At 66.9% G+C, this 12,242-nt stretch carries 13 protein-coding genes; 11 read left to right on the forward strand and 2 right to left on the reverse strand.

Going from position 1 to position 12,242, the window contains the following annotated elements; all coding sequences use genetic code 11:
- Positions 1–22 precede the first annotated feature (22 nt).
- The 8 genes from Q0A27_RS07165 to deoC all read left to right on the forward strand — a co-directional run bounded on the left by Q0A27_RS07165 (position 23) and on the right by deoC (position 7,016).
- Complete coding sequence (locus tag Q0A27_RS07165; RefSeq protein ID WP_291474375.1) at positions 23–766, forward strand: succinate dehydrogenase cytochrome b subunit; 744 nt, start codon at positions 23–25, stop codon at positions 764–766.
- 28 nt (positions 767–794) lie between these two features.
- Positions 795–2,828 (forward strand): fumarate reductase/succinate dehydrogenase flavoprotein subunit, encoded by a 2,034-nt coding sequence (locus tag Q0A27_RS07170; RefSeq protein ID WP_291474376.1) that lies wholly within the window; start codon positions 795–797, stop codon positions 2,826–2,828.
- Positions 2,828–3,577, forward strand: coding sequence for a succinate dehydrogenase/fumarate reductase iron-sulfur subunit (locus Q0A27_RS07175; RefSeq protein WP_291474377.1), 750 nt, complete (start codon positions 2,828–2,830; stop codon positions 3,575–3,577). The genes Q0A27_RS07170 and Q0A27_RS07175 overlap by 1 nt, the downstream gene beginning before the upstream one ends.
- A gap of 154 nt (positions 3,578–3,731) precedes the next feature.
- Positions 3,732–4,076 (forward strand): hypothetical protein, encoded by a 345-nt coding sequence (locus Q0A27_RS07180; RefSeq protein ID WP_291474378.1) that lies wholly within the window; start codon positions 3,732–3,734, stop codon positions 4,074–4,076.
- Between the two features lie 177 nt (positions 4,077–4,253).
- Positions 4,254–4,610, forward strand: coding sequence for a hypothetical protein (locus tag Q0A27_RS07185; protein ID WP_291474379.1), 357 nt, complete (start codon positions 4,254–4,256; stop codon positions 4,608–4,610).
- A gap of 58 nt (positions 4,611–4,668) precedes the next feature.
- Positions 4,669–5,997, forward strand: coding sequence for a DUF445 family protein (locus tag Q0A27_RS07190; RefSeq protein ID WP_291474380.1), 1,329 nt, complete (start codon positions 4,669–4,671; stop codon positions 5,995–5,997).
- A gap of 33 nt (positions 5,998–6,030) precedes the next feature.
- Positions 6,031–6,336, forward strand: a complete 306-nt coding sequence (locus tag Q0A27_RS07195; RefSeq protein WP_291474381.1) for a DUF2516 family protein — start codon at positions 6,031–6,033, stop codon at positions 6,334–6,336.
- A 50-nt stretch (positions 6,337–6,386) separates the two neighbouring features.
- Positions 6,387–7,016, forward strand: coding sequence for a deoxyribose-phosphate aldolase (gene deoC, locus Q0A27_RS07200; protein ID WP_291474414.1), 630 nt, complete (start codon positions 6,387–6,389; stop codon positions 7,014–7,016).
- Between the two features lie 28 nt (positions 7,017–7,044).
- On the opposite strand, the gene Q0A27_RS07205 is transcribed toward deoC, so the two are convergent.
- Together Q0A27_RS07205 and Q0A27_RS07210 are read right to left on the reverse strand one after the other, a co-directional pair.
- Positions 7,045–8,001 carry a DUF2993 domain-containing protein gene (locus Q0A27_RS07205; RefSeq protein WP_291474382.1) on the reverse strand — a complete coding sequence of 319 codons (957 nt, stop codon included), beginning with the start codon at positions 7,999–8,001 and terminating at the stop codon, positions 7,045–7,047.
- Positions 8,002–8,248: 247 nt separating this feature from the next.
- Positions 8,249–8,749 (reverse strand): DUF2505 domain-containing protein, encoded by a 501-nt coding sequence (locus tag Q0A27_RS07210; RefSeq protein WP_291474383.1) that lies wholly within the window; start codon positions 8,747–8,749, stop codon positions 8,249–8,251.
- Between the two features lie 23 nt (positions 8,750–8,772).
- Between Q0A27_RS07210 and Q0A27_RS07215 the strand changes: the two genes are divergently transcribed.
- The 3 genes from Q0A27_RS07215 (at position 8,773) to Q0A27_RS07225 (ending at position 12,024) form a co-directional block, all read left to right on the forward strand.
- On the forward strand, positions 8,773–9,957 hold the full coding sequence (locus Q0A27_RS07215) for a UDP-N-acetylmuramate dehydrogenase (RefSeq protein WP_291474384.1): 1,185 nt from the start codon (positions 8,773–8,775) through the stop codon (positions 9,955–9,957).
- A 28-nt stretch (positions 9,958–9,985) separates the two neighbouring features.
- Complete coding sequence (gene mshA, locus Q0A27_RS07220) at positions 9,986–11,311, forward strand: D-inositol-3-phosphate glycosyltransferase (RefSeq protein ID WP_291474385.1); 1,326 nt, start codon at positions 9,986–9,988, stop codon at positions 11,309–11,311.
- Between the two features lie 95 nt (positions 11,312–11,406).
- Positions 11,407–12,024 carry a YbjN domain-containing protein gene (locus Q0A27_RS07225; RefSeq protein WP_291474386.1) on the forward strand — a complete coding sequence of 206 codons (618 nt, stop codon included), beginning with the start codon at positions 11,407–11,409 and terminating at the stop codon, positions 12,022–12,024.
- Positions 12,025–12,242: the final 218 nt, after the last annotated feature.

Genomic DNA, 12,242 nt, shown 5'->3' on the forward strand with positions numbered 1-12,242 from the left:
TGTCACTGACACTGGAGGTGCCATGACTGTTAAATACGACGATCCCGTCGCACTGGAGCACGGGAAGCTGAACATCAAACCGCTCCGGGAAAAGCCTGATTTCCCGACCTGGGCGATGAAGCTGACGATGGCCGTGACTGGCCTCATTTTCGTCCTCTTCGTCCTCTTCCACATGGTGGGAAACCTGAAGGTTTACACCGGTGAAGAACACTTCGACGAGTACGCGCACTTCCTGCGCCGCATGGGTGAGCCGGTCTTCCCCCATGAGACGGTGCTGTGGATCCTGCGTGTCGTCCTGATCATCTGCCTCGTGCTGCACGTGTACTGCGCCTTCGTCCTTAAGGCCCGGTCCAAACAGTCCCGTGGCTCCGAGAAGCGCTTCGGCAAGGTGAAGAACTTCAACACCTTCACCGCCAGCTCCATGCTGGGTACCGGTTCTGTGCTGCTGCTCTTCATCATCTTCCACATCCTCGACCTGACCATCGGCACTGAGCCGGTGGCCAGCGACAAGTTCGAGAGTGGTTCCGCCTACGCCAACCTGGTCGCGTCCTTCGACCGCCCGGTCGTCGCCGTCTTCTACATCCTCTGCATGGTCGTGCTCTTCCTGCACGCCTCGCACGGTATCTGGACGGCTTCCTCCGACCTCGGCATCACCGGCCACCGGACCCGCCAGGTCATGCTGTGGATCGCGTACCTGCTCCCGGCGATCGTCATGATCGGCAACATCTCGATCCCGGTGGCCGTCCTGTGCGGTTTCGGTAGCTAGCGGATCTGGAAAAGGAGAAGAGACAACAATGGGAACAAGCAAGCCCCACCCGCACAACCAGACCGCGGACTTCAACTACGACGAGGCCCTGGCCGCATTTCAGGCCCCCGAGTCCAAGGTCGACGGGGTGTCCGTCGGCAAGGTCATCGGTGACAACGCTCCGCACGAGGTCGGACAGCAGCAGCAGTGGCAGTTCGACAAGGAGCACTTCAAGCTGGTCTCCCCGCTGAACCGTGCGAAGTTCAAGGTCCTCATCGTCGGCACCGGCCTCGCCGGTGGCGCCGCCGCAGCCGCCCTCGGTGAGCTCGGTTACGACGTGAAGGTCTTCACCTACCACGACAGTCCCCGCCGCGCGCACTCCATCGCCGCGCAGGGTGGCGTCAACTCCTCGCGCGCCAAGCGCCTGGACAACGACTCGACCTACAACCACACCAAGGACACCGTCAAGGGTGGTGACTACCGGTGCCGGGAGAACGACTGCTGGCGTCTCGCCATGGAGTCCGGTCGCGTCATCGACCACATGAACGCCATCGGTGCCCCGTTCTCCCGTGAGTACGGCGGAACCCTGGCCAACCGTTCCTTCGGTGGCGTGCAGGTGTCCCGCACCTTCTACACCCGTGGTCAGACCGGCCAGCAGCTGCAGCTGGCCACCACCTCTGCTCTGTACCGCCAGATCGGTGCCGGCAACGTGGAGATCTTCACCCACTCCGACGTCCAGGACGTCATCGTGGAGGACGGCGTCTGCAAGGGCATCGTCACCCGTAACATCATCACCGGTGAACTCAGCATCCACACCGGTCATGTCACCGTGTTCGCCACCGGCGGTTACGGCAACGTCTACCACATGTCCACGCTGGCCAAGAATTCCAACGCCAGCGCGATCATGCGTGCCTACGAGCAGGGCGCCTACATGGCGTCCCCGTCCTTTGTGCAGTTCCACCCGACCGGCCTCCCGGTCAACTCGGACTGGCAGTCGAAGACCATCCTGATGTCCGAGTCGCTGCGTAACGACGGCCGCATCTGGACCCCGAAGAAGAAGGACGACCAGCGGGACCCGATGACGATCCCCGAGGACGAGCGCGACTACTTCCTCGAGCGTCGCTACCCGGCCTTCGGCAACCTCGTTCCGCGTGACATCGCCTCCCGCGCAAACGCGCAGCAGATCAACGCCGGCTACGGCGTCGGTCCGAAGAAGAACTCGGTCTACCTCGACCTGACCCACGCCATCAAGAACCTCGGCGAGGACGTCATCCGTGAGAGGTACTCCAACCTCATCCAGATGTACGAAGAGGCCATCGGCGACGACGCGTACAAGACCCCGATGCGTATCGCCCCGACCTGCCACTACACCATGGGCGGTCTGTGGACCGACTTCCACGAAATGACCTCGATCCCGGGTCTGTTCTGCTCCGGTGAGTCCTCCTGGATGTACCACGGAGCGAACCGACTGGGTGCGAACTCGCTGCTGTCCTCCTCGGTCGAGGGCTGGTTCACCCTGCCCTTCACCATCCCGAACTACCTGGCCCCGCTGCTGGGTACCGAGGTCCCGGACGAAAACTCCGAGGCTGCGCAGGCCGCGCTCAAGCGGACCGAGGACCGCCTCAACAGGATCCTCAACATCCGTGGTCCCAACCCGCACGGTGCGGAGTACTACCACCGCCAGCTCGGTGAGATCCTCTACCGTTGCTGTGGTGTGGCCCGCAACGTCAAGGACATGCAGGAGGGCATCGACGAGATCCGCGCGGTCCGCAAGGACTTCTGGGAGAACGTCTTCGTCCCCGGCGGCACCGCCGAGATGAACCAGCAGCTCGAGTACGCGATCCGCGTGGCCGACTACCTGGACCTCGGTGAGCTCATGTGTGTCGACGCCCTGGACCGTGACGAGTCCTGTGGTGCCCACTACCGTGAGGACCACCTTGACGAGGAAGGCGAGGCGAAGCGCGACGACGACAACTGGTGCTTCGTCTCCGCATGGGAGCCTGCGGGCGAAGAGAAGTTCATCCGGCACTCCGAGCCGCTGTACTTCGACCGCATCCCGCTGATGACAAGGAACTACAAGTAATGAAACTGCATCTTGAAATCTGGCGGCAGGCGGACCGTAACGCCCAGGGACACTTCGAGTCCGTGGACGTGCCGGACGCTGTCGAGTCCATGTCCATCCTGGAGCTCCTCGACCACGTGAACTCCGGTTACGTCGAGGCAGGCAAGGAGCCCTTCGCCTTCGCGTCTGACTGCCGTGAGGGTATCTGCGGTACCTGTGGCCTCCTGGTCAACGGTCGTCCGCACGGTCCGGACCAGAACAAGCCTGCCTGCCAGCAGCGGCTGTTCAGCTACTCCGACGGTGACACCCTCAAGCTCGAACCGATGCGCTCCGCCGCGTACCCGGTCATCAAGGACATGGTCGTCGACCGGTCCGCGCTCGACCGCGTCATGGAGAAGGGTGGCTTCGTCTCGATCGTCGCCGGTACCGCTCCGGACGCCGACCACCTCCTGGTGAACCACCACGACGCCGAGCTCGCGCTCGACCACGCCGCCTGCATCGGCTGCGGTGCCTGCGTGGCCGCCTGCCCGAACGGTGCCGCGCACCTGTTCACCGGCGCCAAGCTGGTCCACCTCACACTGTCCCCTCTGGGTCGTATGGAGCGTGGCCGTCGCGCCAAGAACATGGTCGACGAGGTCGAGGGCACCTTCGGTCCCTGCTCCCTCTACGGCGAGTGCGCCGACGTCTGTCCGGCGGGTATCCCGCTGACCGCCGTCGCCGCGATCACCAAGGAGCGCGCCCGCGCCGCCCTGCGCGGCAAGGACGACTAGTCCTGACGGCCCGCTACGGCACAGCCACACCGTGCCCACCGCACGGCCACACCCGTGAAGGGGGAAGGACGCCCCGGCGTCCTCCCGTTGCTTCGGTGGTGCGGCACCCGGTGATCTAGAATTACCGGCATCCACACCGATGAAAGAGGAAAGAATGTCTGCCAACACCGCGCTGGAGACCCGGACGCCCACGAATGAGCTTGCCTACCTCGACGGATTCGTGCCGTCGACGTTCGACGCTCCCCACTCGTCGCTGCACCGCAGCGCCACCTGGATCGGCATGGGACTGATCCTCGTCTCCCTGGCCGGTTTCGGCACCTTCATCTACGGTTTCGGCGTCAACTCCGACACGACCTCCCCGATGGCGGACAACGGCGTCACGATCGGCGTCATCGGCCTGATCGCCGGCTTCGTCCTGCTGTTCGCCGGCTTCTTCCTCGTGCACGTCGGTCGTAAGAACTACCGCGCCTACAAGAAGGCCACCGGCCGGGTCCAGTAACCCGGCACGCCCGACCCTCACCGAGGGTCCGGCACCTCCAGTCCGGAGGCCCACACCACCCTTTCGGGTGGTGTGGGCCTCCGGCGTCTGTGGAACCATGGAATCAGGACGCGCACACCGACGGCAACCACCGCCGACCACACCACACCGCGTCCGTTCCTGGAGAAGGAGGACGCCATGTCACTCATGAAGGAGAACAAGAAGAAGCGCGTCGCTGTCGTCAACGGCGAGCCGGTGTACCTGGACGGCTACGTCCCCAGCAGCTGGGACTCGCACCACTCGTCCCTCATGCAGGGCTGGACCTGGATCGGCATGGGCGTGATCCTCTCGTCGCTCGCCGGATTCGGGGTGGCCATCTTCGGATTCACCTCCGCCGGGTTCGGTGGTAGCCCCGAAAGCCAGCCCGACGGCAACGTCATCGGTCTGGTCGGGCTGATCGTCGGCGTGCTGATGCTCGCCTACGGTGCATGGTCCATCCACCACGGCAGGGCCGCGTACCGCCGCTACAAGGAGTCCACCGGCCGCGTGCAGTAGGTCGCCTGTGGCGCTGTGCGGGCGTCTCAGCCGTGTTCGGGGGATACTGGACAGCACAATGAGCACTGCACACGACCCCCACGTCGACGCCCACGTCGACCCCACGAGTACTGTCCCCGGCCCGTCGCCCGAGACAGAGGCCGAGCGGCGCCGCGACCTGCGCCGCCACAAGAGCATCGCCACCGGTCTGCTGGTCCTCGCGACCGTGATCTACCTCTTCTGCCGCTGGTTGGAGGCCACCGGCCGCGACGCCGGCTGGACCGGTTACGTCCGGGCCGCCAGTGAGGCCGGCATGGTCGGTGCCCTGGCCGACTGGTTCGCCGTCACCGCCCTGTTCCGTCACCCGCTGGGCATCCCGGTGCCGCACACCGCGATCATCAAACAGAAGAAGGACCAGGTCGGTCACGCCCTCAGCGAGTTCGTCGGTGAGAATTTCCTCAACGCCACTCTCATCTCCCGCAAGCTCTCGGAGGCCCACATCCCTGAGCGGGCCGCGGACTGGGTGCTGGACCAGGGCGGTGCCGAGCGGACCGGTAAGGAGGTCGGACGCCTCGTCGATCTCGTCGTCAACGGCATCGACCCGGCCGAGGCGGAGCAGCTGCTGCGCACCCTGATCATCGACAAGGCCGCTGAACCGGCCTGGGGCCCGCCGCTGGGTCGGGCCCTGGAACAGCTCATCGCGGAGGGACGCGTCGAGCCCGCGGTGGACGCCGTCGTCATCTGGTTGGACGACAAGGCGACCTCGAGCGGGGATCTCGTGGCCCGACTGGTCGATGAGCGCACCCCCTCGTGGGCGCCGCGGTTCGTCCGGGAACTCGTCGGCGACAAGGTGCAGAAGGAACTCATCGCCTTCACCGGGGACGTCCGCTCCGACTCCGACCATGAGGCGCGTCACGCCATCCGACGTTTCCTCCACCAGCTCGCGCAGGACCTCCAGCACGACGGGGCGATGATCACCCGCGTGGAGGGGCTGAAGGCGGACATCCTCGCCTCGGTGCCGGTCCAGAGCCTGCCGGCGTCCGTGTGGGAGAACGTACGTGCCACGCTCACGGACATGGCGCGTGACCCGGACTCCCTGCTGCGCCGCAGGATCGTCGACTGGGTCACCGGGTTCGCCACCCGTGTCCGCGAGGAACCGGAACTGCGGACTGACCTGGAACGGCGCATCGTCGGCGCGGCGTCCTACCTGGCGGACAACTACGCCGGGGAGGTCACCGGCATCATCGGCGAGACCGTCGAGCGGTGGGACGCCGACGAGGCCAGCGACCGGATCGAGCTGATGGTCGGCAAGGACCTGCAGTTCATCCGCGTCAACGGCACCGTCGTCGGCTCGCTCGCCGGCCTGCTGATCTACACGCTCTCGGAACTCGCCTTCGGCCTGTTCTGAGCAGGCGCGCGCACCACGGTAGGCTGGATCACCATGAGTAACCCGGTGGCCTACGGATTCGACGCCCTCGCCTATCTTCTGCTGTTCATCCAGCTCGTGATCGTCATTCTGGCGGTCGTGGGTGCGATCCAGACCGCGATGACCCGGGAGGACGCCTTCTACGTCATCGACCGGAAGAAGATGAACTGGATCGGCGCACTCGCCGGGTCGGCGGCGGCGATCCTGCTGCTCGCCCCGCTGGGTGTCGGCTTCGTGTGGATCATCGGTGCGGTCGTCGTCGGTGTGTACTGGCAGGACGTCCGCCCGGCCATCCGTGAGGTCCTGGGAAACGCCCAGTGACCGGGGCAGCCACCGGACCGGTGCCGTCGCGTGCGCAGGTCGCCGCGATCATGGACGCCACCCTGCTCAAGCCTGAGGCATCCCATGCGGATGTGGGTGCCCTGGTGGCGGACGCCGCCCGGTTGGGCTGCGGTGCGGTATGTGTCTCCCCGTCGATGCTGCCGGTGCGTGACGTGCCGGAGTCTCTCCGGGTCGCCACGGTCGTCGGCTTTCCCTCGGGCAAGCACCACCCGCTGATCAAGGCGAGCGAGGCGCGGCTGGCGGTGTCCAACGGGGCCCACGAGATCGACATGGTCATCGACTTCGCCAATGCCCTCGCCAGGGACGCCAATGCCCTGATCAGTGAGATTGTCACGGTGCGTGAGGCAGTGCCCGCGCCGGTGGTGCTGAAGGTCATCCTCGAATCCGCGCTGCTCGATGACGAGCAGCTGCGCACCGCCTGCCGGGCTGCGGCGACGGCCGGGGCGGACTACGTGAAGACCTCCACCGGGTTCCACCCGGCCGGCGGGGCTTCGGTGGACGCCGTGCGCATCATGGCCGACGAGGTCGGTGGACGCCTGGGGGTCAAGGCGTCCGGGGGCATCCGCGACTGGGACACCGCCGTCGCGATGATCCGGGCGGGGGCGACCCGGCTCGGTGTCTCCTCCGCGGCGGCGATTCTCGCCGGCGCGCCGGCCTGACTGGGCGGCGCGACCGTCCGGCCTGAGATCAGGCGGCGGACAGTGTGGTGTCCGTGGTGGCGTCCACCTCGGAGGCGAGGTCGTCGACCTTCATGTCGGTGCCGTGCAGACGGACCTTGAGGCCGTCCTCGGTGACCGAGGCATCGGTGATCTCCAGGTTGTCGGTCTCCTCCACGGTCCGGGTCAGCGAGTCCGAGAGATTGCCGACCAGGGAATCCGGCATGCTCATCCCGAGGATCTTCATGTCCGCGACCTCGAAGGACATGCCTCCGTCTGCGACGGTCGGTGTCATCGACAGGGTCGCGAGGCCGCTGCTGATCTCGATGTCGAGGGTGCCGGTCTCCTCGTTCGTGGTGACGCCGGTGATCTGGATCAGTCCGGACAGGAGGTCACCGGTGCCGTCGTCGGCGGCCTGGTCGCCACCTTCCTCGGCCATGGACTTCTGGAGGACCGCGAGCAGGTAGTCCTGGGGGAGGACCGTATCGAGCGTGAGGTCGCCGATCACCGGGTCGTCGCCGGTGATCTCCATGTCCTCGGCGGTGAGGGTGGCTGCCGGCTGACCGGTGACGACCGGCTTGGAGCGGTCCGTGTCCTCGTAGCTGATGTCGAGGCTCGAGGGCAGGTCGACAGTCATCTTCGGGACCTTGCCCTGGATCAGGCCGAGAAGCATCGGCGAGGCACCGAAGCTGACGTCCGGGTCGCCGGAGAGTTCGATGCCCTGCTCCGCCGAGGAGTCGCGCAGTTCGTCGGCGACCTGACCCTTGAGGTAGAAGCGCAGGCCGAACTCCGCGGCGGCGAGGAGCAGCAGGATCACGACGATCACGGTGACGAGGATCTTGACGCCTTTGTTGCCGCGGGACTTTCCGCCGTTCCCGCGTCCGCCAGTGGTGCCGGCACCGCCGGATGCGTCGGTGCCGGGGTAGCTGGTGGGAGCGTCGGCGGGACGGCCCCAGTTGTCGGAGGATGCGTTGGATGCGTGAGTCACAGCGTCCAGTGTGGCCCATGGGGTGAATCGGGTGCCAGTGGGGTGGTGGGTGAGGGCATTGATTGCCGGGGAATCGGTGATCCCCTGCCAGCGAACGGACAGGTGCGCCGGTGGCCGCGGCCCGTGCATTGAAAAACCCGCCGCCTCTGCTCCGGGGGAGCAGAGGCGACGGGTCGGGCGTGGCAGGGGGAGCCGGTCACGTGAGGATGACCGGGGTCGAACGGGCCAGACGGATCAGGCAGGCGAACTAGGCGTTCTCGGAGATCCACTTCTCGACGAGGGCGGCCTCGTTGACGAGGATGTCCTTGACGGCGTCGGCGACCTTGGGCTCGATGACCGCACCGATCATCGGGATCGTCACGTCGACGTCGGCCTCGGCTTCGAGGGTGGTGACACCGTTCTCCTCGAAGAGGGTCAGCTCGGCGGTGAACTTCACCGGTGCGCCCTTGATCTCGGCTGACATCTCGCCGTTGGAGACACCGTCGTTCAGCGGCTCGAAGGAGACGACGCGCTTGAGCTTGAGGCTCTGGGAGACCATGGAGCGCACGGCCTCGGGCAGTGCGTCGGTCGCCAGGACCTCGAAGAGGGTGACGTCGACGCCGTCGTCAGCGGAGAAGGAGTTGACCTCGCCCGGTTCGTCCGAGAGGTGCTGGGCGTCGTACTCCCAGTATGCGCGATCACTGAGGGCTGCGAACACCTTCTCGACCGGTGCGTTGACCGTGGCCGAGGTTTCGATGTGAGTAGTCATGCGAACAGACTACGGTAAACGGCGTGAGTTCTGTTGACCCCCTCCCTCGTCCCGTGTCCGATGCCCTTCTCGCATCGCTGTCCGCCACCCCCGGTGTGCGCTCGACAGACGCCACCTTCGCCGACCTGACCACCCTGCGTGTGGGCGGCCGACCGGCGGCGACCGTGGAGTGCGCCACGCCCGACGCCCTGGCGTCCACGGTCCGCTCCCTCGATGAGGCCGGCGTCCCCCTCCTGGTCGTCGGGGGTGGTTCCAACCTGGTGGTCGGCGATGACGTCGGAGACCTGGTCGCGGTCGTCGCCGTCACCGACGAACAGCCCACCGTGGTCGGGGAGGACGCCACCTCCGTCGTCGTCCGCGCGTCCGCCGGCACCGTCTGGGATGACCTGGTGGCCTGGTCGGTGCAGCACACCTACGGCGGCCTGGAGTGTCTCTCCGGCATCCCGGGGACGGTCGGGGCGTCCCCGGTGCAGAACATCGGCGCCTACGGGGCGGAGGTCTCGGGTCTGCTGCACCGCGTCCAGCTGCTCGACCGCACCAGCGGCGAGCTCACCTGGGTCACCCCGGACGCCCTCGACCTGTCCTACCGCTACTCGAACCTCAAGTTCACCGCCCGCGGCGTGGTCACCGCCGTCGAGTTCCGGCTCACAACCGACGGCCTCTCGGTGCCGCTGCGCTTCGGGGAGCTGGCCCGACGTCTCGGCGTCACCGAGGGCGAGGACCACCCGCGGCGTCCCGTCGCCGGGGTGCGTGAGGCGGTGCTTACCCTGCGCGCGGGCAAGGGCATGGTCCTCGACGACGCCGATCACGACACCTGGTCCGCCGGCTCCTTCTTCACCAACCCCGTCGTCACCGGGGAGGACGCCAGGGACGCCGTCACCGCCAGGGTCGCCGACCACTGCGGGGCCGCGGAGGTGGAGGGCATGCCGAGCTACCCGGCCGGCACCGACGCCGACGGTCGCCCGCAGTTCAAGTTCTCCGCCGCCTGGCTCATCGAGCGCGCCGGGTTCCCCAAGGGCTGGAAGATCCGGGAGGACGCGCCGGCCGGCCTCTCGACGAAGCACACCCTGGCGCTGACGAACCGGGGGTCGGCGTCCTCGGCGGACATCGTCGAACTCGCCACCGCGGTGCGCGACGGGGTGCGCGACGTCTTCGGGGTGACGCTGGTCCCGGAGCCGGTGTGGATAGGTGTGACCCTGCAGGCGTGACCCTGCAGGACTGACTACTATTCGGTGCATGCGCGTCGCGATGATTTCCATGCACACCTCCCCGCTGGAGCAGCCGGGTATCGGGGATGCCGGGGGGATGAACGTCTACGTCCGGAACGTCGCCTCGCACCTGGCGTCCCACGGGGTGGAGGTGGACGTGTTCACCCGCGCCACCCGCGCCTCGCAGGGGGAGGTCGTGGAGGTGGAGCCGGGGTTCCGCGTCATCAACTGTGTCGCCGGGCCGTTCGAGGGGCTGGCGAAGGAATCACTGCCGACGCAGCTCACCGCCTTCACCGGCTCGGTCATCGCCTTCGTGCGTACCGAGGCCGCCCGCCGCTCCGATGTGCCGGAGACCGCCTGCACCCGCACCGGCGCCGGGGTCTACGACATCATCCACACCCACTACTGGCTGTCCGGGCAGGTCGGCTGGCTGCTGCGTGACCTGTGGGGTGTGCCGCTCGTCCATACCGCGCACACCTGGGCGGCGGTGAAGAACCTGGGCCTGGCCGACGGCGACACCCCGGAGCCGGAGTCCCGACGGATCTGTGAGCAGCAGATCGTCGACAACGCCGACCGGATCATCGTGAACACCGAGGAGGAGTCTGCCGCGATCATCGCCGCCTATGACGCCGACCCGGAGCGACTGGCCATCATCGCACCCGGTGTAGACATCGAGCGGTTCACCCCGGGCTCGGACCGGGCGACCGAGCGGGCGCGCCGTGAACTCGGCATCCCGCTGCGTGCGAAGGTCATCGCCTTCATCGGACGCCTGCAGATGCTCAAGGGCCCGCACATCCTGCTGCGTGCTGCCGCTGAGCTGATCCGGCGTCATCCCGGCCAGAACATCCGCGTGGTGATCTGCGGTGGGCCCTCGGGCACCGGGTTGGAGCGTCCTGATGAGCTGCACGATCTCGCGGCGGAGCTGGGTGTGACCGGATACGTGAGGTTCCTGGCGCCGCGTCCGCCGGAGGAGCTGGTGACCGTCTACCAGGCCGCGGACATCATCGCGGTGCCGAGCTACAACGAGTCCTTCGGGCTGGTGGCGCTGGAGGCGCAGGCCTCGGGCACCCCGGTCGTGGCGGCCCGGGTCGGTGGGTTGCCACTGACGGTCACCGAGGGTGAGTCCGGACTGCTCGTCGACGGCCATGACCCGTCGGTGTGGGCTGAGGCCCTGGAGACACTGGTCATCGACGATGACGCGCGGATCGCCATGGGCGCTGCGGCGCCCGGGCATGCGGCGGTCTACTCGTGGGACGCCACCGTCGAGCGCATGAAGGGTGTCTACGACCGTGCGCTGGGCGACGGTGCGGCGGAATCATGGGACCGGGTGCCGCACGGGGTGCCGCTGCACTGAGGTACATCCGGACCCGGACGGCCGGGGCCGGCGTCCTTAATGCGGCGTCCTTAATCCGGCGTCCTGATCCGACACCCGGGGGTAAGTTCGGAACCATGGAACTTGCTGATCTCACCGCACTGCTGGACACCGCACTCGGAGGCCCGGAGGGTGACCCCGAGACCGGAGGAACCGGGTACACCATCTCCAACGGAGTTGCCGCTGTCGTGCTGCCGGGGGAGGCGCGGCTGAAAACGAACACGCTGTTCATCCCGCAGGACAACGGTGTGCGGGTCGAGGCGTTCGTCTGCCGTGCCGTCGAGGAGAACCACGCCGACGTGTACCGGATGCTGCTGCAGCACAACCGGAAGGCCTACGGCGTGCACTACACGCTGGACAACAACTCGGACATCTACCTGGCCGGACAGTTCACCGATGCACTGACCGCCGATGACGTGCAGCGGACCCTCGGTCAGGTGCTCGAGCTCGCCGACGGTGACTTCAACCGGATCCTCGAGCGGGGTTTCGAGAGCTCGATCCGCCGCGAGTGGGCGTGGCGGCTCAAGCGTGGGGAGTCGACCCGCAATCTCGAGGCCTTCCAGAAGCTGCGTCCTGCTGAGGACGCTGCGGATGGTGATGAGGGGGGCGTCGCTCCGTCTGAGTCGGCGGCCTCGTCAGCTCCGTCTTCAGATCCGACCCCCGGCCCTGGCGCCCCGGTCCCGCCGACCAGCTGAGCTGTCGCCGAAAAGTGTTACCAGTACTGGCTGGCAACACTTTTCTCGACCTGCGGAAGTGTCACATTATGACACAGGCAGCTGGTAACACTTTTCTGGACCGGCCGTAGCGCGCCGTCCGTCCCACGCAACGGGAACAACAGGCCGCATTCCGGGAAACCCGGGGTTAAGAGGGGTGAATCCCGGTCCACTCCGCTGTGCCCGTACCACAGTCGTGG

The sequence above is a fragment of the Corynebacterium sp. genome (assembly GCF_022712275.1).
In the GTDB taxonomy this organism is placed as follows: domain Bacteria; phylum Actinomycetota; class Actinomycetes; order Mycobacteriales; family Mycobacteriaceae; genus Corynebacterium.

Excerpts from the sequence above, each read along its gene's own strand:
- Q0A27_RS07165 (WP_291474375.1), top strand. The coding sequence starts at position 23 with ATGACTGTTAAATACGACGATCCCGTCGCACTGGAGCACGGGAAGCTG.
- Q0A27_RS07170 (WP_291474376.1), top strand. The coding sequence starts at position 795 with ATGGGAACAAGCAAGCCCCACCCGCACAACCAGACCGCGGACTTCAAC.
- Q0A27_RS07175 (WP_291474377.1), top strand. The coding sequence starts at position 2,828 with ATGAAACTGCATCTTGAAATCTGGCGGCAGGCGGACCGTAACGCCCAG.
- Q0A27_RS07180 (WP_291474378.1), top strand. The coding sequence starts at position 3,732 with ATGTCTGCCAACACCGCGCTGGAGACCCGGACGCCCACGAATGAGCTT.
- Q0A27_RS07185 (WP_291474379.1), top strand. The coding sequence starts at position 4,254 with ATGTCACTCATGAAGGAGAACAAGAAGAAGCGCGTCGCTGTCGTCAAC.
- Q0A27_RS07190 (WP_291474380.1), top strand. The coding sequence starts at position 4,669 with ATGAGCACTGCACACGACCCCCACGTCGACGCCCACGTCGACCCCACG.
- Q0A27_RS07195 (WP_291474381.1), top strand. The coding sequence starts at position 6,031 with ATGAGTAACCCGGTGGCCTACGGATTCGACGCCCTCGCCTATCTTCTG.
- deoC (WP_291474414.1), top strand. The coding sequence starts at position 6,387 with ATGGACGCCACCCTGCTCAAGCCTGAGGCATCCCATGCGGATGTGGGT.
- Q0A27_RS07210 (WP_291474383.1), bottom strand. The coding sequence starts at position 8,749 with ATGACTACTCACATCGAAACCTCGGCCACGGTCAACGCACCGGTCGAG.
- mshA (WP_291474385.1), top strand. The coding sequence starts at position 9,986 with ATGCGCGTCGCGATGATTTCCATGCACACCTCCCCGCTGGAGCAGCCG.
- Q0A27_RS07225 (WP_291474386.1), top strand. The coding sequence starts at position 11,407 with ATGGAACTTGCTGATCTCACCGCACTGCTGGACACCGCACTCGGAGGC.